The organism is Rhodoluna sp. KAS3, assembly GCF_026000575.1.
Taxonomy (GTDB): Bacteria; Actinomycetota; Actinomycetes; order Actinomycetales; family Microbacteriaceae; genus Rhodoluna.
Genome location: NZ_AP026910.1, coordinates 356190 through 377487 on the forward strand (window position 1 = coordinate 356190; position 21298 = coordinate 377487).

At 54.4% G+C, this 21298-nt stretch carries 21 protein-coding genes; 20 read left to right on the plus strand and 1 reads right to left on the minus strand.

The window, feature by feature from the left end; translation table 11 throughout:
- Position 1 precedes the first annotated feature (1 nt).
- From OO731_RS01835 to OO731_RS01930, 20 genes are all read left to right on the plus strand, one after another.
- Positions 2–949 carry a glycosyl hydrolase family 32 gene (locus OO731_RS01835; RefSeq protein ID WP_264890431.1) on the plus strand — a complete coding sequence of 316 codons (948 nt, stop codon included), beginning with the start codon at positions 2–4 and terminating at the stop codon, positions 947–949.
- 107 nt (positions 950–1056) lie between these two features.
- The gene (gene argS / locus OO731_RS01840; protein WP_264890432.1) at positions 1057–2715 is read left to right on the plus strand and encodes an arginine--tRNA ligase; all 1659 of its coding nucleotides are present in this window, start codon (positions 1057–1059) and stop codon (positions 2713–2715) included.
- Complete coding sequence (lysA, locus tag OO731_RS01845) at positions 2715–4136, plus strand: diaminopimelate decarboxylase (protein WP_264890433.1); 1422 nt, start codon at positions 2715–2717, stop codon at positions 4134–4136. The genes argS and lysA overlap by 1 nt, the downstream gene beginning before the upstream one ends.
- 3 nt (positions 4137–4139) lie before the next feature.
- Positions 4140–5456 (plus strand): homoserine dehydrogenase, encoded by a 1317-nt coding sequence (locus OO731_RS01850; protein WP_138275126.1) that lies wholly within the window; start codon positions 4140–4142, stop codon positions 5454–5456.
- Complete coding sequence (thrC, locus tag OO731_RS01855) at positions 5456–6535, plus strand: threonine synthase (RefSeq protein WP_264890434.1); 1080 nt, start codon at positions 5456–5458, stop codon at positions 6533–6535. Before OO731_RS01850 ends, thrC begins: the two co-directional genes overlap by 1 nt.
- 2 nt (positions 6536–6537) lie before the next feature.
- The gene (thrB, locus tag OO731_RS01860) at positions 6538–7458 is read left to right on the plus strand and encodes a homoserine kinase (RefSeq protein WP_264890435.1); all 921 of its coding nucleotides are present in this window, start codon (positions 6538–6540) and stop codon (positions 7456–7458) included.
- Between the two features lie 112 nt (positions 7459–7570).
- Positions 7571–9325: a transcription termination factor Rho gene (rho, locus tag OO731_RS01865; protein WP_138275129.1), complete on the plus strand. Its 1755-nt coding sequence runs from the start codon at positions 7571–7573 to the stop codon at positions 9323–9325.
- Between the two features lie 3 nt (positions 9326–9328).
- Positions 9329–10414, plus strand: coding sequence for a peptide chain release factor 1 (gene prfA, locus OO731_RS01870; RefSeq protein WP_264890436.1), 1086 nt, complete (start codon positions 9329–9331; stop codon positions 10412–10414).
- Between the two features lie 5 nt (positions 10415–10419).
- Positions 10420–11274 carry a peptide chain release factor N(5)-glutamine methyltransferase gene (gene prmC / locus OO731_RS01875; protein ID WP_264890437.1) on the plus strand — a complete coding sequence of 285 codons (855 nt, stop codon included), beginning with the start codon at positions 10420–10422 and terminating at the stop codon, positions 11272–11274.
- Positions 11275–11298: 24 nt separating this feature from the next.
- Positions 11299–11991, plus strand: a complete 693-nt coding sequence (locus tag OO731_RS01880; RefSeq protein ID WP_264890438.1) for an L-threonylcarbamoyladenylate synthase — start codon at positions 11299–11301, stop codon at positions 11989–11991.
- A 3-nt stretch (positions 11992–11994) separates the two neighbouring features.
- Positions 11995–13107: an MraY family glycosyltransferase gene (locus OO731_RS01885; RefSeq protein WP_264890439.1), complete on the plus strand. Its 1113-nt coding sequence runs from the start codon at positions 11995–11997 to the stop codon at positions 13105–13107.
- Entirely contained in the window at positions 13091–13498 is a 408-nt protein-coding gene (locus OO731_RS01890) for a hypothetical protein (protein WP_264890440.1), read from the plus strand. The genes OO731_RS01885 and OO731_RS01890 overlap by 17 nt, the downstream gene beginning before the upstream one ends.
- A 175-nt stretch (positions 13499–13673) precedes the next feature.
- Entirely contained in the window at positions 13674–14501 is an 828-nt protein-coding gene (gene atpB / locus OO731_RS01895) for a F0F1 ATP synthase subunit A (RefSeq protein WP_138275135.1), read from the plus strand.
- 47 nt (positions 14502–14548) lie between these two features.
- Positions 14549–14779 carry an ATP synthase F0 subunit C gene (gene atpE, locus OO731_RS01900; protein ID WP_138275136.1) on the plus strand — a complete coding sequence of 77 codons (231 nt, stop codon included), beginning with the start codon at positions 14549–14551 and terminating at the stop codon, positions 14777–14779.
- A gap of 18 nt (positions 14780–14797) precedes the next feature.
- Positions 14798–15373, plus strand: coding sequence for a F0F1 ATP synthase subunit B (locus OO731_RS01905; RefSeq protein WP_138275137.1), 576 nt, complete (start codon positions 14798–14800; stop codon positions 15371–15373).
- Complete coding sequence (locus tag OO731_RS01910; protein WP_264890441.1) at positions 15373–16176, plus strand: F0F1 ATP synthase subunit delta; 804 nt, start codon at positions 15373–15375, stop codon at positions 16174–16176. The genes OO731_RS01905 and OO731_RS01910 overlap by 1 nt, the downstream gene beginning before the upstream one ends.
- A gap of 77 nt (positions 16177–16253) precedes the next feature.
- Complete coding sequence (atpA, locus tag OO731_RS01915; RefSeq protein WP_138275139.1) at positions 16254–17891, plus strand: F0F1 ATP synthase subunit alpha; 1638 nt, start codon at positions 16254–16256, stop codon at positions 17889–17891.
- 50 nt (positions 17892–17941) lie between these two features.
- Complete coding sequence (locus OO731_RS01920; RefSeq protein WP_138275140.1) at positions 17942–18850, plus strand: F0F1 ATP synthase subunit gamma; 909 nt, start codon at positions 17942–17944, stop codon at positions 18848–18850.
- Between the two features lie 15 nt (positions 18851–18865).
- Positions 18866–20320, plus strand: coding sequence for a F0F1 ATP synthase subunit beta (gene atpD, locus OO731_RS01925; RefSeq protein WP_264890442.1), 1455 nt, complete (start codon positions 18866–18868; stop codon positions 20318–20320).
- 2 nt (positions 20321–20322) lie between these two features.
- A complete protein-coding gene (locus OO731_RS01930) occupies positions 20323–20583 on the plus strand; it encodes a F0F1 ATP synthase subunit epsilon (protein WP_138275142.1) in 261 nt (86 codons plus the stop codon).
- A 62-nt stretch (positions 20584–20645) separates the two neighbouring features.
- On the opposite strand, the gene OO731_RS01935 is transcribed toward OO731_RS01930, so the two are convergent.
- Entirely contained in the window at positions 20646–21263 is a 618-nt protein-coding gene (locus tag OO731_RS01935; protein WP_138275143.1) for a cob(I)yrinic acid a,c-diamide adenosyltransferase, read from the minus strand.
- Positions 21264–21298 lie beyond the last annotated feature (35 nt).

The following is a 21298-nucleotide window of genomic DNA, read 5'->3' on the forward strand; positions in this document are numbered from 1 at the left end:
AATGGCGCTAAAACTACCGGGTCAATGGGTATGGGACTCATGGTTTGTTTTCGATGGTGAAAAGCACCACGCCTTTTATTTGCAGGCATCTCGCGGTCTAAAAAACCCAGACCGTCGTCACCGCAATGTGACCGTCGGCCACGCTATTTCAGACGATCTTGTCAATTGGACAATCCTCCCGGACGCACTGACTCCTAGTGACGAACCTGGTTTTGACAGTTGGACCACTTGGACCGGATCTGTGACCAAGGGCGATGACGGTCTTTGGTACCTGTTTTACACCGGTACCAGCCGCGAAGACGCGGGCGAGCGCCAGGCCGTTGGGCTTGCGGTTTCTAAGGACCTGATCTCGTGGGACAAGGTTCAAACCACTCCGGTGGCAGAGGCCGATCCGCGCTGGTATCGCACGCTTCAGGCTGGTTTCGAAAACGAGCCGTTCCGCGACCCATGGGTATTCAAGCTTCCTGGTGAATCTGAATGGACCATGTTGACCACAGCCGCGTCAAACACATTCGAGAACCCGAATCAAAATGCAGTTGCCGGTTACGCCAAATCAAAGGACCTAATCAACTGGGAGGTATTGCCTCCGCTGGGCAAACCGGATTCAGGTTTTGGCGAGACTGAAGTGCTTCAGTATGCAAACGTCGATGGCGTTCCGCTATTGCTGTTCTGCGCATCAATGCAATGGTTGAGTGCCGATCGTCAGGCCAACGGTGAAAAGGGCGGCGGTTACAGTGTGGTTGTTCCGGCTGACCTGAGTGAAGTTGATTTCACCAAGTCGGTGGCATTCCCTGCCTATGACCTTTACGCTCCGAGATTGGTTCAGGATAAGCAGGGCGGCTGGAACTACATCGGTTTTGTAAATTACCGCGATGGCGAGTTCTACGGTGAGCTTTGTGATCCAATTCCGGTCACCGCCGACCCAGTGCTAGGCCTCATCCGCAAGTAGTCAAATCGGTGTCAGGGCGCCATTCTCGGTATGATTTAGAGACAGTCTCTTTTCGATGCCGGCCCTTTGCGCGCCCATCAAACTGAGAAATTCAGTTAGGAACCACATTGACTCCAGCAGACCTTTCTGCCGCCATCGTTCGCATCCTCAGCGGTTTGCAGGCCGATGGTCGACTTAGCGATGGTCCGATTCCCACTGAAGTTGTTGTCGAACGGCCAAAAAACCGCGATCACGGTGACTGGGCAACCAACGTCGCTATGCAATTGGCCGGCAAGTTCGGCATGAATCCCCGAGCATTTGCTGAGCTGTTGGCGGCCGAGCTTTCGCAGGCTTCCGGTGTCGAAAAGGTAGACATCGCCGGCCCTGGTTTTATCAACATTTCAGTCAGCGCTGCCGCTGCCGGTGAGCTTGCCAAGGTAATTGTTGAGGCTGGCGACACCTTTGGTATCGGCACTGACCTCGCCGGGGTAAAGCTCAACCTTGAGTTTGTTTCGGCCAACCCGACCGGCCCGATTCACATGGGTGGAACCCGCTGGGCAGCGGTTGGAGACTCGCTAGCGCGAATTTTCGAAGCTCAGGGCGCAGACGTAACTCGCGAGTACTACTTCAACGATCACGGTGCCCAAATCGACCGGTTCGCTCGATCATTGCTGGCCCGCGCTCGCGGCGAGGATGCCCCAGAGGATGGCTACGGCGGCGCGTACATCCAGGAGATCGCTGACCGCGTTTTGGCTGAGACCGCAATCGATGTTCTGAACCTTCCTGAGGACGAAGCTCAGGAGTTCTTCCGCGCTCAGGGCGTCGATTTGATGTTCGGCGAAATCCGAGAATCGCTGCACGATTTTGGTGTCGACTTCGATGTCTACTTCCACGAGAACTCGCTTTACGAATCCAAGGCGGTTGACCGGGCCATCGAGAAGCTCCGCGAACTGGGTCACATTTTTGAGGCCGACGGTGCAATCTGGCTGCGTTCGACCACCTTTGGTGACGACCGTGACCGCGTAATCATCAAGAGTGACGGTGACCACGCCTACATCGCCGGTGACATCGCCTATTACCTAGACAAGCGTGAGCGCGGTTTCGATCAGTGCTTGTACATGCTTGGTGCCGACCACCACGGATACGTGCCTCGCATGATGGCGCTATGTGCCGCATTCGGTGATGAACCGGGTAAGAACCTCGAGATTTTGATTGGCCAAATGGTCAACTTGGTTCGCGACGGCGAGCCGGTTCGTATGTCTAAGCGTGCCGGAACCGTTGTGACCATGGAAGACCTGGTCTCGGTGGTTGGTGTTGATGCCGCTCGCTACGCACTAGCGCGATCATCCATTGACTCACAGCTAAACATCGACCTTGAGCAGCTGCAGAAGAAAACCAATGACAACCCGGTTTTCTACGTGCAGTACGCCCACGCTCGCACCAAGCAGGTGGCCAAAAATGCGGCTGGCCTCGGCGTAGATCGCAGTGAATTTGATCCAAGCTTGTTGGCTCACGAATCTGAGTCTGAATTGTTGGCCAAACTGACCGAGTTGCCACGCGTTGTCGCGCAGGCTGCCGAGTTCCGCGAGCCTCACCGCGTTGCCCGCTACATCGAAGAAGTGGCCGGCTCGTATCACCGCTGGTACGACCAGTGCCGTGTTACGCCTTTGTCGGGTGCACCGGTTGAATCAATTCACCGTACCCGCCTTTGGTTGAACGACGCTGCCGGTGTGGTTCTAAACAATGGTTTGCGCCTGCTCGGCGTCAGCGCCCCAGAGAGAATGTAATGCCAAATCCACTTGCTCCGAGCTGGCTCGACCAACCGGCCAACGTCAATGCCATCGACGCCAAGGTTTGGCCACGTCATGCCAAGCGTCGCGCCACCGGTGAGCTAGAAATCGCTGGTGTATCTGTGGCCGAACTAGCAACCCAATTTGGCACCCCACTTTACGTAATTGACGAGGACGATTTTCGTGCCCGAGCTACGGCAGCACGCGAAACTCTTCAGCGAGCTGCGCAAAAAATTGGCACCGAGGCTAAGGTCTACTACGCATCCAAGGCGTTCCTCTCGACTGAGATCGTCAGCTGGATCAATGAACTTGGTTTGAACATCGATGTTGCCAGCGGAGGGGAACTAGCCGCCGCCCTTGCCGGTGGAATCGATGCGTCCCGGATTGGGCTGCACGGCAACAACAAGTCACTGTTTGAAATCGGACGCGCTGTAACTGCCGGAGTTGGCGCCATCGTTATCGATTCGGAGCAAGAAATCGAACGAATCGCTTCTGCTGCTGGTGCTCAGGATGCCATCCAGGGTGTGCGTCTTCGAGTCAACACCGGTGTACACGCCAACACCCACGATTTTCTAGCCACTGCGCGAGAAGACCAAAAGTTCGGAACAGCGCTTGCCGATGTTCCAGCCTTGGTTGCCAAGATCCGCTCGCACTCACACCTAAAGTTCCTAGGTTTCCACCAGCACATTGGTTCTCAGATTTTCGCGGTCGAAGGGTTCATCGAGTCGACCAAGCGCTTGCTTGCTCTGCACGCAGAAACGCTGGCCGGCGGGGATGTGCCTGAAATCAACCTGGGTGGCGGGTTCGGCGTAAATTACAAGCTTGCCGACAATGCTCCAAGCCTCGGATACTTTGCCGACGCAATTACCGCTGTGGTGGCTGAACAGTGTGCGGCCCTGGGCATCCCGGTTCCAAAGTTGGCTTTCGAGCCTGGCCGATGGATTGCTGGCCCGGCTGGACTAACTCTGTACAACGTAGGAACCATCAAAGATGTCAAGGTCACCGATGGCCTAGCCCCCGCAGTTCGAAAGTATGTCTCGGTAGACGGCGGCATGAGCGATAACGCTCGACCAGCCCTCTATGAAGCCGAGTATCACGTGACACTGGCCTCGCGTTCCTCTGCTGCAATGCCTGAATTAGCGCGTGTGGTTGGTAAACACTGCGAGAGTGGCGATATCGTTGTTCGTAACGACTATTTGCCAGGAGATGTTCAGCCGAACGATTTGCTTGCGGTTGCCGTAACTGGCGCCTACTGCTATTCGCTATCGAATAACTACAACTTCTTGACCCGACCACCGGTGGTTGCGGTTCGTTCAGGCCAGTCTCGACTAATTATTCGAGGCGAGACTGAAGCAGATTTGTTTGCCCGAGACTTGCACTACCAGGCCACCCACGGCCACATGAATGAGAAGAGTTAGACCGTGATCGAATACCGTCCATTGCGCATTGCGCTGCTGGGTGCCGGCTCTGTCGGCTCGCAGGTAGCCCGCTTGCTGATTGAAAACAAGGCTGAGCTTGCTGCTCGAGTTGGTGCTGAGCTTGAGTTGGTCGGCATCGCTGTGCGCGACCTAAACTCGCCTCGCAATGCCGGCGTCCCAAGTGAACTTCTGACGCTAGATGCAGAATCACTAATTTTGGGCGCAGACATCGTGATTGAAGTCATGGGCGGAATTGAGCCAGCGCGCACTTACATTCTTCAGGCGCTGAACTCAGGTTCAGACGTAATCACTGCCAACAAGGCTCTGTTGGCCACCCACGGAACCGAACTATTCGACACTGCTGAGCAGGTCGGTGCCCAGCTTTACTTCGAGGCCGCTGTCGGTGGTGCAATTCCAATCATTCGACCACTTCGTGAGTCACTTGCCGGTGACAAGGTCAACCGAATCATGGGTATCGTCAACGGAACCACCAACTACATCCTTGACCGGATGGATTCAACCGGTGCCTCATTCGACGATGCACTAGCCGAGGCTCAGGCCCTGGGTTACGCAGAGGCTGATCCAACTGCAGACGTTGAGGCATTCGATGCTGCCCAGAAGGCCGCCATTCTTGCCTCACTGGCTTTCCACACCGAGGTTCCACTCGAAAAGGTTTACCGAGAGGGAATTACCAAGATCACTGCCGAGCAAATCAAGGCAGCTCAGCGCGATGGCTATGTAATCAAGATTCTGGCAATTGCCGAGCGAATTGAAGCCAACGGTGGTGAGGCCGGAGTGGCCGTGCGCGTGCACCCGGTTTTGATCGATCGAACCCACCCTCTAGGTGCTGTTCGCGGCGCTTACAACGCAGTTTTCGTCGAGGCTGAGGCCGCTGGCCAGCTAATGTTCTACGGTGCGGGCGCCGGAGGCGTCCAGACCGCGTCAGCAGTCCTAGGTGACCTAGTCTCTGCCGCTAAACGTCACGTTGCCGGTGGTCCTGGATTGGCTGACTCGGTTCACGCCAACCTGCCAATCCTGCCGATTGATCGAGTTCACACCCGATACCAAATCACCCTTGAGGTCACCGACCAGCCTGGCGTCTTGGCTAAGATTGCAAACATTTTTGCTCAGCAGCAGGTTTCTATCGAAACGGTTGAGCAGTCGGTGCGCCACAACCAAGGTAAGGCCAGCGCAACCGCTACCCTCGAGGTAGGCACACACCAAGCAACTGACGCATCACTCAGCGCAGTTGTTGCAGCGCTCGCCGAAAGCGACGCAGTTGAATCTATTACTTCAGTAATCCGAGTAGAAGGAATCTAATGGCTCACCAATGGCGCGGAGTTATCCGCGAATACATCGATCGCCTAGACATTTCAAGCGACAACCCAATCATTACTTTGGGTGAGGGTGGCACTCCACTGGTAGAGGCTCCAGCACTTGCCAAGCTTGTCGGTGCTGAACGAGTTCTTCTAAAGGTTGAGGGCATGAACCCAACCGGTTCATTCAAGGACCGCGGAATGACCATGGCAGTGTCAAAGGCAGTGGGCCACGGAGCCCAGGCTGTAATCGCTGCATCTACAGGTAACACCTCGGCTTCAGCTGCAGCCTATGCTGCCGCTGCCGGCATCCAGTCAGTGGTTTTGGTTCCAAAGGGCAAGATTTCACTTGGCAAGTTGAGCCAGGCGGTTGCTCACAAGTCACAAATTCTTCAGGTCAAGGGCAACTTCGATGACTGCCTTGATCTAGCGCGTGACCTCTCAGAGAACTACCCGGTTCACCTAGTTAACTCGGTGAACCCAGACCGTATCGAGGGCCAGAAGACCGGTGCGTTCGAAGTTGTCGACGCGCTCGGTTTCGCTCCAGACTTCCACGTCTTGCCAGTTGGTAACGCCGGTAACTACACCGCTTACTCAAAGGGTTACCGTGAGGACCTAAACGAAGGCCGCATCAAGGCTCTTCCAAAGATGTGGGGATTCCAGGCTGAAGGTTCAGCTCCGTTTAGCTTCGGAAACCCGGTCAAGAAGCCAGACACAATTGCTACCGCAATTCGTATCGGAAACCCGGCCTCATACGACCTAGCCTTGGCGGCTAGAGAAGAGACCGGCGGCCAGTTCGGTTACGCATCTGACAAGGAAATCCTGTGGATGCACCGCTTCTTGTCTCAAGAGGTTGGCGTATTTGTCGAGCCTTCATCGGCTACCGGCGCAGCTGGTTTGTTCAAGCACTCAAAGCTGGGTGAGGTTCCAGCCGGATCTACCATCGTGGTAACCGTTACCGGTCACGGCCTGAAGGACCCAATGTGGGCCCTGAAGGACGAGCGCGGCAAGGGTATCAAGCCACAGGCTGTGCCTAACCGAGTTGAAGCTGTGGCTGAGCGCCTCGGCCTAAGCAAGAAGTAATCATGGTTTCACTCGTCGGCAGAAAAGTCAGCGTCAAGGTTCCGGCCACATCGGCAAACCTTGGCCCTGGCTTTGACACACTCGGTATGGCGCTTTCCTACTATGACGAACTCGAAGTTGAGGCAGTCGCAGGCGTTGGCGCTTTCGTTGAGGTGCGCGGCGAGGGTGAGGGTGAGGTCCCAACTGACGCCTCGAACCTAGTTGTTCAGTCAATTGCTTACACCTTCAAAAAGTTTGGCCAAGAACTTCCTGGTTTGCGACTAACCGCGCACAACATCATTCCGCACGGTCGCGGCATGGGTTCATCTGGCGCTGCCGTTGTTTCAGGCATTGTTGCTGCCAAGGGGTTGCTCGAGGGCATCGTCGAGATGACTGACAAGGACCTGCTTGACATTGCCACCGAGCTTGAGGGCCACCCAGATAACGTAGCGCCAGCACTATTCGGCGGACTCACTATCGCCTGGGAAGACGAATCTGGCCCGCACCACAAGAAGTTGTTCGTGCATCGTGGGGTTTCTCCACTTGAGTTGGTTCCAAATCACAAGATGTCGACTGCACTGGCTCGTTCGCTGCAGCCTGAATCGGTGCCGCACAATGATGCCGTTTTCAACGTTTCACGCTCAGCGCTGCTAATCGCGGCACTGACCCAGAGCCCAGAACTTATGTTGGCTGCGACCGAGGACCGTCTTCACCAGGACTATCGCGCTGCTGCCATGCCTGAGACTGATTCTTTGGTTCAGTTGATGCGTGAACACGGGCATGCTGCCGTTGTCTCAGGCGCCGGCCCATCAGTTTTGGTCTTGGCAAGTGACCCTGCCGAACGCCTTGAAGCCGCAAAACTGGCCGCAAAACACTATCCAGAATGGAAAGCGTTGCTGTTGGCTGTGGACTTCAAAGGTGCTACTGTTGTTTTGCACCAATAATTGGTGAAACCCGTAAATCTAATTACGGTGAAGCGCGATCAAACCGCGCATAAGTGACTCTCTAAATTCAATTAGTCACGGCTTATCTCCTAAGAAAGAGAAATCAAGAAACATGGATGAAATCCAGGAAACCACTGCTCCGGTACGTAAAAGCCGTCGTGTAGTTGCTGATGCAGCAGCTCCAGCAGCAGATTCAGCTGCCACCGCAGCGCCAAAAAAGACCACTCGCACCCGTGCCGCAAAGGCCAGCACAGATGCTGCCGAGGCTCCGGCTGAAAAGGCTCCAGCAGCCAAGGCTCCACGCGCTGCTAAGACTGAGCAGTCAGAAGCTCCAGCTGAGTCAAAGGCTCCAGCCGAGGCCAAGTCTGAGAAGTCAGAGTCTGCAGGTGAGGGCCAGGAGCGCTCAGAGCGTTCAGGCAACAACCGTAACCGTAACCGCAACCGTAACCGCAACCGCAATGGCGGCGAATCGAACGGTTCAGAGTCGGGCGAATCGCGCGATTCAAACGAGTCAGCTCCGCGTGAGAACGCCAACCGCGACAACTCAACTCGCGACAACGATTCACGCAACGACCGCGACTTCAACGACGAGCGCCGTAACCGCAACGGTCGCAACCGTAACCGCAATGACCGTTACCGCGACCGCAACGATCGCCGTGGCGGCCGTGGCAATGGCGGTATGCAGGATGAGATCGAACCAGAAATTTCTCCCGATGACATCTTGGTTCCGGTTGCCGGAATCTTGGATGTTCTAGACAACTATGCGTTTGTTCGCACCAGCGGTTACCTCCCTGGTCCGAACGACGTTTACGTTTCACTAGGTCAGGTCAAGAAGTACAACCTTCGTAAGGGTGACGCTGTGGTTGGCGCTATCCGCCAGCCAAAAGAGGGCGAAGGCCAGGGTCGCCAGAAGTTCAACGCGATTGTTCGCATTGACTCAATCAACGGCCTTACCCAAGAGCAGGCTGCCAACCGTGTTGAATTTGGCAAGCTAACTCCGCTTTACCCTCAGTCGCGTTTGCGCCTAGAGACCGAGCCAAACAAGTTGAGCACCCGAATTATCGACTTGGTTTCACCAATCGGTAAGGGTCAGCGCGGTTTGATCGTTTCGCCACCAAAGGCCGGTAAGACCTTGGTGCTGCAGGCAATTGCAAACTCAATCGCAGTCAACAACCCTGAAGTTCACCTAATGGTGGTTTTGGTTGACGAGCGTCCTGAAGAAGTTACCGACATGCAGCGCACCGTCAAGGGTGAGGTTATTGCTTCTACCTTCGACCGTCCGGCTGAAGACCACACCACCGTTGCTGAGTTGGCAATCGAGCGCGCAAAGCGTTTGGTTGAGCTTGGTCACGACGTTGTAGTCCTTCTCGACTCAATTACCCGTCTGGGCCGCGCCTACAACCTAAGCGCACCTGCTTCAGGCCGAATTCTTTCAGGTGGTGTTGACTCGTCAGCACTTTACCCACCAAAGCGCTTCTTTGGTGCAGCCCGAAACATCGAGGATGGCGGCTCGCTGACCATTCTGGCAACCGCTCTCGTTGAGACCGGTTCAAAGATGGATGAGGTTATCTTCGAAGAGTTCAAGGGAACCGGAAACATGGAGCTTCGCCTGTCACGTTCACTCGCTGACAAGCGCATCTTCCCAGCCGTTGACGTCAACGCGTCTGGTACTCGTCGCGAAGAAATGCTTATGAGCCCAGATGAGACCAAGATTGTCTGGAAGCTTCGCCGCGCACTTGCCGGTCTAGAGCAGCAGCAGGCACTTGAGCTTGTAATCAGCCGTCTGAAAGAGACCTCAAGCAACGTCGAGTTCTTGATGAAGGTTCAGAAGTCAATGCCAGTTCCAACCGGTTCTGACTCGGAGTAAAAATTGCTCTCTTCGGTTCAACCACTAATTGCTGAGCACGCAGAGCTTCAGACCAAGTTGTCTGACCCTGCGCTGCACGGTAACCCAGCTCTGGCCAAAAAGCTCAATCGTCGCTATGCCGAATTGAGCACGATTGTTGCCGCCTATAACCAGGTTGTTTCGCTAAACGAAGACCTGAAAGCGGCCAAAGAATTGGCCAAAGAAGATGAGATGTTTGCCGAGGAGGCAACCATCACTGAAGAGCGTTTGCTGGCGGCAAATGAAAAACTTCGTCGCCTGCTTATTCCTCGCGACCCAGATGATGGCCGTGACGTGATCATGGAAATCAAGGCCGGCGAAGGTGGAGCTGAGTCAGCTCTGTTTGCAGCAGACTTGCTTCGCATGTACATCCAGTACGCCAACTCAAAGGGTTGGAAGACCGAGGTTCTTGACAAGAACGAGTCAGATCTGGGTGGCATTAAAGACATTCAGCTGGCAATCAAGGGCAATGCAACTGACCCTTCACAGGGCGTTCACGCGCACTTGAAGTATGAGGGTGGCGTTCACCGCGTACAGCGTGTTCCGGCTACTGAAACTCAGGGGCGCATCCACACCTCAGCGGCTGGCGTTTTGGTGTTCCCAGAAGTCGATGAGCCTGAAGAGGTCGAGATCAGCCAAAACGATCTCCGCATCGACGTCTACCGTTCTTCTGGTCCTGGCGGCCAGTCGGTAAACACGACTGACTCTGCTGTTCGTATCACCCACTTGCCAACCGGAATCACTGTTGCCATGCAGAACGAGAAGTCGCAGCTGCAGAACCGTGAAGCGGCCATGCGTGTTCTTCGAGCACGTATTCTGGCAGCCCAGCAGGAGGCCATCGAGGCAGAGCAGTCAGCTGCTCGCAAGTCTCAGGTTAAATCTGTCGACCGTTCTGAGCGCATCCGCACTTATAACTATCCAGAAAACCGCATTGCAGATCACCGCACTGGATACAAGGCCTACAACCTCGATGCTGTAATGGACGGTGCACTTGAGCCGGTTATCCAGTCGGCTATTCAGATGGATGAAGAAGCGCGTCTAGCGGCACTCGGTTCTGCTGAATCGAAGTAACGCTCTTGTTTCTGCGCGAACTCATCGAGCACGCAACCGAACGTTTTACCCAGGTGGGTATCGATTCAGCGGCGGTCGATGCAGAACTCTTAGCCGGGCACGTCCTTGGCTTGAGTCGCGGGGGAGTCCAAGCTCAGATTCTGATTGGTGGCAAGGTTTCTGCTGATCAGGCCAAGCAAATCACCGATCTGTTCGGCAGACGTCTGGCCAGAGAACCACTCCAGCACATCACCGGAATTGGTTACTTTCGAAACTTAGAGCTTGAAGTCGGCCGCGGCGTTTTTATCCCGCGTCCAGAGACTGAGTTTGTGGCGCAATTGGCCATCGATGCTCTTGCCAGAGTTCAGAGCGCCAATCCGATTGCTGTTGATTTGGGTACCGGTTCAGGGGCCATCGCATTGGCCATGGCTACCGAGGTTCCTAATGCGCGAGTTTACGCAGTAGAGAAGTCAGACGATGCCATGCCGTTCACCTCGGCAAACTTCAAAAAGTACGGCTCTGCGAATGCCAATCTGGTTCAAGGCGATTTGGCTGAGGCATTCGAAGACCTAAACGGTCAGGTGGCGGTAGTTGCCTCGAATCCGCCTTACATTCCTTCTGCCGCGGTGCCAAGAGACGTAGAGGTACACCTTCACGATCCTGATCTGGCTCTTTACGGTGGCCAAGACGGCATGGACGTTATTCATCAGGTATCGGCCACAGCCCGTCGACTTCTGGTGACTGGGGGAGTGCTGGTAATCGAGCACGCCGACTCGCAATCCAATCAGGTCTGTCAACTACTATTGGCTGATGGATGGCGCGAAGTTCAACCTCATCGCGATCTAACCAACCGCGACCGCGCAGTAACCGCCATCAAGTAGTCCCAAGCCACATAGGAGTGTGAAGTGCAGCGAGTTTTTGATTGCTCAGTCGACACTGACCTGTTGACCGGTATGCGTCGCGCCAAGGTTTCCCTAGGTCGTGGTGAACTCGTGGTACTGCCCACCGACACGGTTTATGGCATCGGCTGTGATGCTTTCTCGGCAAAGGGAGTTCAGGCACTTTTGGCTGCCAAGGGTCGAACCCCGCAGTCACCGCCGCCGGTCCTAATTGGCAACGTAAACACTCTGCACGCTCTAGCCGAAGATGTTCCTGACGTTGCCCGCCGTTTGGCTGACACATTCTGGCCCGGCGCCCTCACCATGATTCTTCGTGCCCAGCCTTCACTCAACTGGGACCTCGGCGAGACCAAAGGCACCGTAGCCCTCCGTATGCCAGACCACAAAATTGCTTTGGCTCTGCTTGAGGACGTTGGCCCAATGGCGGTTTCAAGCGCAAACCTAACCGGCCAGCCCGCAGCAACTACCTGTGCTCAGGCTTACGACTACCTTGGCGAAAGTGTTCAGGTTTACCTCGACAGCGGCAACAGCCCAAAGGGTGAGGCGTCCACCATTATTGACCTAACCGGAATCACCGACTCATACGATGCAGACGGCAACCTAAGCACCACCGGCAAAATCCGCATTGTTCGACGCGGTGCACTGTCTGATGCAAAACTTCGATCGGTTGCCGGCGACCTACTCGAGGGTGCCAACTAGTCAATGCGCGCCTATTTACTGATGATGCTGGTTGCAGCAGCCGTGACCTTTGTGGGTACTTGGGCTGTTTTGAAACTCGCTCATAAATACAAGATTTACCCACAAATACGATCAAGAGACGTGCACACCCGACCAACCCCAAGGCTGGGCGGCGTCGCCATGTTTTTGGGCCTTACAGCAGCGGTGCTCACTGCGGGCTCGCTAGGTTGGTTCAAGAGTGTTTTCAGCGATCCAATACACATCATCGCCATTGTGGTGGCCGCATTTCTAATCACTCTGCTCGGTTTCTTAGATGACCTTTACGACCTGGACTGGAGCCTAAAGCTTGCCGGTCAATTCGTTGTAGCCGGAATCCTCGCTTGGCAGGGAGTCCAGGTGGTTTCGCTTCCTATCGCCGGCCTCACCATTGGCAGCTTTGGTATCTCATTTGTCGCAACTGTGTTCCTGACGGTTTTGGTCATGAACGCGGTGAATTTCATCGATGGGCTCGATGGTCTGGTAGCTGGTGTGGTGCTGATTGGCACCGGCGTATTCTTCGCCTACTCGTACCTACTAGCCCAGCAAACCTCACCAACTAACTACTTCAACCTGGCCTCTCTAATTTCGGCAATTGTCATCGGTATGTGCGTGGGTTTCTTGCCATTCAATTGGCACCGGGCCAAGATCTTCATGGGTGACACCGGAGCCATGCTCTTGGGTCTGCTGATGGCGACCTCGGCTCTAACCGTCACAGGCCAGATTGACCCTCAGTTGGTCAGTCGCGGTGAGCAAATCCCAGCATTCATCCCGCTGATCCTGCCTTTGGCGATTCTAGTTTTGCCGTTGCTAGATTTCACCTGGGCAGTGCTTCGCAGACTTCGCGCTGGCAAGTCTCCGTTTTCGGCTGACCGCCTGCACATTCATCACCGCCTGCAAGACTTTGGACACAGTCACCTTGGTGCAGTTCTGGTCTTTTATGCCTGGACGGCCGTGATTTCGATGTCCTGCCTTCTGTTCTTCTTCCTTCCGGTAAGCACAGTCTTCTCAATCTTGGCCCTGGGAATATTCGGCGCCGTAATCTACACAATTCGTCCGGTTATCCAAAGGAGATTCGCAAATCGTGTCAAAGGCAGCTAGCAACCTATTCAAACGAGTCGTCGTGCTTGGCTCCGGCCTGGTCGGCGCAATTGCTCTTGTCGGCGGCATCGCCGGTTACCTAGTAGCAGCGATGCCTGGGCTAATCAGTGCCCTGATTGGCGCGGGTTTGGCATTTGTATTTGTCACCCTCACCGCCCTGAGCGTCTGGGTTGGCGGCAGGCTTCCCCTCGGTGGCTTCTTCGGAGTGGTACTGGGCGGCTGGCTGCTCAAGGTAATCGGATTTGTGCTTTTGATGGGTGCGCTTAAGAACGCAGACTTCATTAGTGGACCCGTGCTGTTCTTTACGTTGGTCGCTTCTGTGATGGGCACTTTGGCCGTCGATTCAGTCTTGGTTTTGAAGGCCAGAATTCCAATCGAACCGGCCGCCTAATTTTCTCGAAAAAAGTTGGCCAATCCCTCGAAAACCTCTATTTCGTCGCAGCTACGGCTGTTAGGATTATTCGAGGAACTGGGGAATCTTCCCCGAGTGCCAAATCGCACTGTAAATCGCCGCAAGGCACACCAAACTTGCCCCGAAACAGGAGTTCACGCTGTTCACTAAAGCCTTGAACCTGCTCAATGTAGCAGCGAGCACCGAAGAGTCGGGCAGTGGTTTCCACGCCCCTTCAATCATGGAGTTCTATCCAGAGATTGTTGCTTTCGCTGATACTCCATTCGCCCTGAACCGAATCATGCTGATTCGTCTTTTGGTCGTTGCACTGCTTCTAGTTCTGTTCAGTCTTTGGACTCGCAAGTTCAAGCAGGCCAACAAGACCAACACCTTTGTTCCTGGCAAGTTCCAGTTGATGGGTGAGATCTCTCTAAACTTCGTGCGTAAGAGCATCGCTCACGACCAGCTTGGCGAAAAAGACGGCGACCGCTTCTTGCCGTTGCTAACCACCATCTTCTTCGTAACTCTGGGCATGAACATCACCGGTATCATCCCGGGCCTAAACGTTGCCGGAACCTCAGTCATCGGTCTTCCAATCGTCATGGCTGCAGCCGCCTACTTCACCTTCATCTACGCAGGTGTCAAAAAGCACGGCGGTCACTTCTTCACCAACGCGCTGTTCCCAGCTGGTGTGCCAAAGCCGTTCTACATCTTGGTTACCCCGATCGAGTTCCTCTCGACCTTCATTCTTCGCCCGGTCACTTTGGCTCTTCGTTTGACTATGAACATGATCGCTGGCCACTTGTTGCTAGTGCTCTGCTTCTCGGCAACTCAGTTCTTCTTGTTCAACGCTGAAGGTGCTTTCAAGTTCTTCGGTGCCGGAACTTTTGTCTTCGGATTCGCATTCACGGTCTTTGAGATCCTGGTTGCTTTCCTACAGGCATACGTTTTTACTCTGCTGACCACGGTCTACATTCAGTTGGCCTTGGCAGACGAGCACTAATCAGGACTGACAACCGTCAGTTCTAAACCACGGAAGGGAAATACAAAGTGGACGTAACTAACATCGCAGAAGTATCAGGAAACATCGCAGTAATCGGCTACGGCCTTGCAGCTGTAGGTCCTGGTGTAGGTGTAGGTCTAGTTGTTTCAAAGACCATCGAGTCAATCGCTCGCCAGCCAGAGCTAGCAGCAAAGCTTCAGGTCACCATGTGGCTTGGTATCGCATTTACCGAGGCTCTTGCGCTTATCGGTCTTGCAACCCCATTCATCTTCGCTTAGTCAGTCAGGATCTAACCCATGATTTCACAGATTCTCGCTGCTGCTTCGGAGGGTGAGGCAACGCCTAACCCACTGTTGCCAGCCAGCTACGATCTCCTGTGGTCTTCGGTTGTCTTCGTAATCCTTCTGGCTTTCTTCTGGTTCAAGGTGCTTCCGAACTTCAAGAAGACCTTGGATGCACGTACTGAGGCGATCGAAGGTCGTCTTGAGGCTGCAGAGAAGGCTCAGGCAGAGGCTGCAGCTAAGACTGCAAACATCGAAGCCGAGCAGGCCGAGGCTCGCGCCGAAGCTTCACAGATTCGCGAAGAAGCCCGCGCTGAGGGTGCAGCCATTTTGGCTGAACTCAAAGAGCAGGCATCTCTCGAAGCTGCGCGCTTGACCGCGACCGCAAAGGCTCAGATTGAAGCCGAACGCCAGGCAGCACTTATTTCACTTCGTGCAGAGGTTGGCTCCCTAGCCATCGACCTTGCATCAAGCGTTGTTGGTGCCAGCCTTCAGAATGACAAAGTTGCAAGCGGCGTGGTTGACCAGTTCCTGGCTGACCTAGAGGCTGGCGACAGCGTTTCTAAGACCAAGGCAGGCAAGAAGAAGTAATGGCGAGTTCAACCAGACAGTCGCTAGCCCAGGCAAAAGAGGCCCTTGAGCCTCTACTTGCCAAGGCAGACCTCAAGTTCGCAGAAGAGATTTTCGCAATCGGCGCAGCCGTTGCTTCTTCGTCTCAGTTGCGCAGCATCCTCTCGGACCCTTCCGCCGAGGTAAACGCAAAATCAGGTGCACTAAACGCCGTATTCGGCAAGAGTGTCTCGAAAGCTGCGCTTGAGTTCACCAACTCTCTGGTTGCACTTCGCTGGTCAACCGGTCAAGACCTAGTAGCCGCATTTGAGCAGCTTGCGGTCTTCACCGTTGCCAGCATTGCTTCGGCTAACAAGAAGCTCGCTGCAGTAGAAAGTGAATTGTTCGCTTTCCAGCAGGCCGTAGATTCTGACCAGGATCTCCAGTTTGCTCTGGGTGACCGCCTTGCTTCAGAAGACGCAAAGCTCGCACTTGTCGACGCTTTGACCAAGGGCAAGACCACCGACGAGTCAGTTACTTTGATTCGCCGCGCAGTAATCGGTGCCCGTCGTCGCCGCGTTTCAGTTGTACTTGAGCAGTTTGGCAAGCAAGTTTCTGCTGTTGCCAGCCGCCTGGTCGCAACCGTAACCGTCGCCGCGCCAATCACCGCGGCTCAGCTTGATCGCCTTGAGGGCGTTTTGGCTAAGTCATACGGCCAGAGCCTAAAGCTAAACGTTGAGATTGATCCGACCATTTTGGGTGGTCTCAAAGTTCAGGTAGCCGGCGAAATTCTTGACGGCAGCCTTAGCTCACGTCTTACAGCAGCAAAACTTCAACTCGCGTAAGCGAACAACAAACTTCAGCCGCCTAGGTAGCTGACGCAACGACCAACCGGGGTTCGCCCCAGAAGTAGAGGAACGAGATGGCAGATCTGAAAATCAGCCCGAACGAGATTCGCGACGCTCTAAAGGACTTCGTTAAGTCTTACGAGCCAGCCAAGGCTTCCAAGACTGAAGTGGGCCACGTAATCGATGCCGGTGACGGTATTGCTCACATCGAGGGTCTTCCATCAGCCATGGCTAACGAGCTTCTCAAGTTTGAGGATGGCACTCTTGGCCTAGCACTAAACCTTGATGAGCGCGAGATCGGTACCGTTGTACTCGGTAACTTCGAGGGCATCGTTGAGGGTATGGAAGTTCACCGCACCGGTGAGGTTCTTTCAGTGCCAGTTGGCGACAACTTCCTCGGCCGCGTTGTAGACCCACTGGGTAACCCAATCGATGGTCTAGGTGACATCAAGGCAGAGGCACGTCGTGCACTTGAGCTTCAGGCTCCAGGTGTTATGGCGCGTAAGTCTGTTCACGAGCCGCTACAGACCGGTATCAAGGCAATCGACGCCATGATTCCTGTTGGTCGCGGACAGCGTCAGCTAATCATTGGTGACCGCCAGACCGGTAAGACCGCAATCGCGATCGACACCATCATCAACCAGAAGGCTAACTGGGAGTCAGGCGACGTCCAGAAGCAGGTTCGCTGCATCTATGTAGCAATCGGCCAGAAGGGTTCAACCATTGCTGGTGTTAAGGCTGCTCTAGAAGAAGCCGGCGCAATGGAGTACACCACTATCGTGGCTTCTCCAGCATCAGACCCAGCAGGTTTCAAGTACCTAGCTCCTTACACCGGTTCTGCCATTGGTCAGCACTGGATGTACGGCGGCAAGCACGTCCTCATCATCTTCGATGACCTGTCAAAGCAGGCAGAGGCCTACCGTGCAGTTTCACTTCTTCTACGTCGTCCACCAGGCCGCGAGGCTTACCCAGGTGACGTCTTCTACCTACACTCACGCTTGCTAGAGCGTTGTGCCAAGTTGAACGACGAACTAGGTGGCGGTTCGATGACTGGTCTTCCAATCATCGAGACCAAGGCAAACGACGTTTCTGCATACATTCCGACCAACGTGATTTCGATCACCGACGGTCAGATCTTCTTGCAGTCAGACCTGTTCAACTCAAACCAGCGCCCAGCAATTGACGTAGGTATCTCGGTTTCACGTGTTGGTGGTGCGGCTCAGGTTAAGGGCATCAAGGGTGTTTCAGGTACCTTGAAGCTCGAACTTGCTCAGTACCGTGCACTTGAGGCATTCGCCATGTTTGCGTCTGACCTTGATGCTGCATCACGTCAGCAGCTAGCACGCGGTGCTCGTCTAATGGAGCTTCTAAAGCAGCCTCAGTACTCACCATTCCCAGTTGAAGAGCAGACAGTCTCTATCTGGGCGGGTACTACCGGCAAGCTAGATGAGGTTCCAGTTGAGGACGTATTGCGTTTCGAGGCAGAGCTTCTTGAGAGCCTGCGCCGCAACAGCAAGGTCTTGACCACCATTCGCGAGACCAACAAGTTGGAAAGCGACACCATTGCTGAACTAGAGAAGGCTGTAGCCAAGTTCAAGAAGAGCTTTGCGACCACCTCTGGTGAGTCACTTGCATCTGCAGGAGACGTAACCGTTCTAGACGAAGACGACGTCAACCAGGAAAAGATCGTCAAGCAGAAGCGCAAGAAGTAAGCACTTCGCTAAGACAATAATCCAACTGACGACAAGAATCTAGGAGAGACATGGGAGCGCAACTTCGGGTCTATAGGCAGAAAATTAAGTCTGCCCAGACGACCAAGAAGATTACTCGTGCCATGGAGTTGATCTCTGCCTCACGCATTTACAAAGCTCAGCAGCGTGTAGCAGCATCAACCCCGTATTCACGCGCTGTCACTCGTGCGGTTTCTGCGGTTGCAACGTATTCAAACATTGCTCACCCGCTGACCACCGAGCCAGAGCGTATCGATCGGGCAGCCGTCGTAATTTTCACCTCAGACCGCGGTCTTGCCGGAGCGTTTTCATCAAACGTTCTCAAAGAGGCCGAACAGCTTACTAACCTGCTCCAGGAGCAGGGCAAAGAGGTTGTTTACTACCTAGTTGGTCGTAAGGCAGTAGCTAACTTTGGTTTCCGTCGCCGTACCGCTGTTCAGCAGTGGATCGGTGGCACCGACCTTCCGCAGGTTGATACCGCCAAAGAAATCGCCGACGCGGTGGTTGCTGCTTTCAACACCGATTACGCAGACGGTGGTGTGGACGAAATCCACCTCGTATCTAACCGATTCATTTCGATGATCGCTCAGGTGCCTGAGGTAGTTCGTTTGTTGCCGCTTGAGGTTGTCGAGGGTGTTGAAGCACCTGCCGAAAACGAAGTGTTCCCGCTTTACGAGTTCGAACCTGATGCCACCAAGGTGCTTGACGCCTTGCTGCCGGTTTACGTTGAGAGCCGCATTTTCAACGCCATGCTGCAGTCAGCTGCCTCTGAGCACGCTGCCCGTCAGAAGGCTATGAAGTCAGCAACCGATAACGCTGACAAGCTCATCAAGAACTACACCCGCCTCAGCAATGCGGCACGTCAGTCAGAAATTACCCAGCAGATTTCCGAAATTGTTGGTGGTGCAGACGCATTGTCTACCGCCGGCAACGAAGACTAAGAGAAAGAAAGAGACATGGCCGAGACCAAGAAGAAGGTTGCAGCACCTGCAGCCGGCACCGGGCGTATTGCTCGCGTTACCGGTCCAGTGGTTGACATCGAGTTCCCGCACGATGCCATCCCAGCGATCTACAACGCACTCACCACTGAGATTGTGCTTGATGGCGAGAAGAGCACTCTTACTCTCGAGGTCGCACAGCACCTCGGAGACGACCTTGTGCGCGCAATTGCACTGAAGCCAACTGACGGTTTGGTCCGTGGCGGTCTAGTTACCGACACCGGAGCGCCAATCTCTGTTCCAGTGGGTGACGTAACCAAGGGTCACGTATTCAACGTGACCGGTGAAGTGCTAAACGCAAAGCCTGGCGAGAAGATCGAGGTCAACGAGACCTGGTCAATCCACCGCCAGCCACCTGCATTTGACCAGCTTGAGTCAAAGACCAACATGTTCGAGACCGGTATCAAGGTCATCGACCTTCTAACCCCTTACGTACAGGGTGGAAAGATTGGTCTATTCGGTGGTGCTGGTGTTGGTAAGACCGTTCTTATCCAAGAGATGATCTACCGCGTGGCTGAAAACCACGATGGTGTGTCTGTATTCGCCGGTGTGGGTGAGCGTACTCGTGAGGGTAACGACCTAATCGACGAAATGACTGAGTCTGGCGTTATCGACAAAACTGCACTGGTCTTCGGTCAGATGGATGAGCCACCTGGCACCCGTCTTCGCGTAGCTCTTTCTGCTCTAACCATGGCGGAGTACTTCCGCGATGTTCAGAAGCAGGACGTTCTTTTGTTCATCGACAACATCTTCCGCTTCACCCAGGCCGGTTCTGAGGTTTCGACCCTTCTAGGTCGTATGCCTTCTGCCGTGGGTTACCAGCCGAACCTTGCCGATGAGATGGGTCTCCTTCAGGAGCGCATCACCTCGACCCGTGGTCACTCGATTACCTCGCTACAGGCAATTTACGTGCCTGCTGACGACTACACCGACCCAGCCCCGGCAACCACCTTTGCTCACCTGGATGCAACTACCGAGCTTTCTCGTGAAATTGCATCTCAGGGTCTATACCCAGCGGTGGACCCACTAACTTCGACCTCTCGCATCTTGGACCCTCGCTACATCAGCAAGGATCACTACGAGACTGCAACGTTGGTCAAGTCAATCCTTCAGAAGAACAAGGAACTTCAGGAAATCATCGCGATTCTTGGTGTTGAAGAACTTTCTGAGGAAGACAAGATCACCGTTTCACGTGCGCGTCGTATTCAGCGATTCCTATCGCAGAACACCTACATGGCAACCAAGTTCACTGGTGTTCCAGGATCAACCGTTCCGCTCAAGGACACCATCGAGGGCTTCTCAGCCATCGCACGCGGTGACTTTGACCACGTTGGTGAGCAGGCGTTCTTCAACCTTGGTGACATCAACGATGTTCTAAAGGAATGGGACCGCATCCAGAAGGAATCTAAGTAATCATGGCAACTCTGCGCGTTGAACTTGTAGCTGCCGAGAAGGCCGTATGGTCTGGCGAAGCCAAGATGGTTGTTGCTAAGACCGTCGAGGGTGAGATCGGTTTGCTTCCAGGTCACGAACCAATGCTGGCTATTCTCAGCTCTGGTGAAGTGCGCATCACTCTTGAAGACGGCAACGTCATCAAGGCAAGTGCTGAAGAGGGTTTCCTTTCGGTTGAGCACAACGTAGTTTCAGTTGTTGCTCGTCATGCCGCATTGATCTAAATTCTTTCGTAAAGAGTTAACTGAAAAACCCCACCGAATCGGTGGGGTTTTTCGCTTAAGGTCTAGTTCTCTCGGTTGGCGGCCGGAACCCATTTCACATCGCCGCCGTGATTTAGATTGGCGTACCTAGCCAGAACAAACAGTAGGTCGCTCAGCCGGTTCAAGTACTTGGCAGCCGCTACATTGATGCCGCCATTGTGCTGGCCACGTTTGGCTGGCTCGGTGCCATACGCTTCGATCGCATGCCAGGTGGCACGTTCGGCCCTTCTGACCACAGTTCTCGCCAGGTGAAGGCCGGCCGATAATCCAGTGCCGCCCGGAATGATGAACGAGTCTAGTTTGGTGAGCTGTCCGTTGTACTTATCGATGGCCGCCTCGAGTGCGTCGATCCAGAGATTGTTGACCCTCAATGGCTCATATTCGTAGTGTTCGTTGAGCGGGTTTGACAGATCCGCGCCGAGGTCAAAAAGTTCATTTTGTATCTGTGACAGCAACGCGAGAGTCTCTGCGTCAAACTCATTTTTTGCCAGGGCCACGGCAACACCGATGGCCGAATTGGCTTCATCCACGTCTGCGTAGGCCTCAATGCGAGGGTCGGTTTTTCTGGTTCTCGAGAAATCACTCAAACCCGTCATGCCTTCGTCACCAGTGCGGGTATAAATCTTCGTTAGCTTGACCATGCCTCAAGTCTAGGCTCATCGAAATAGGCTATTGG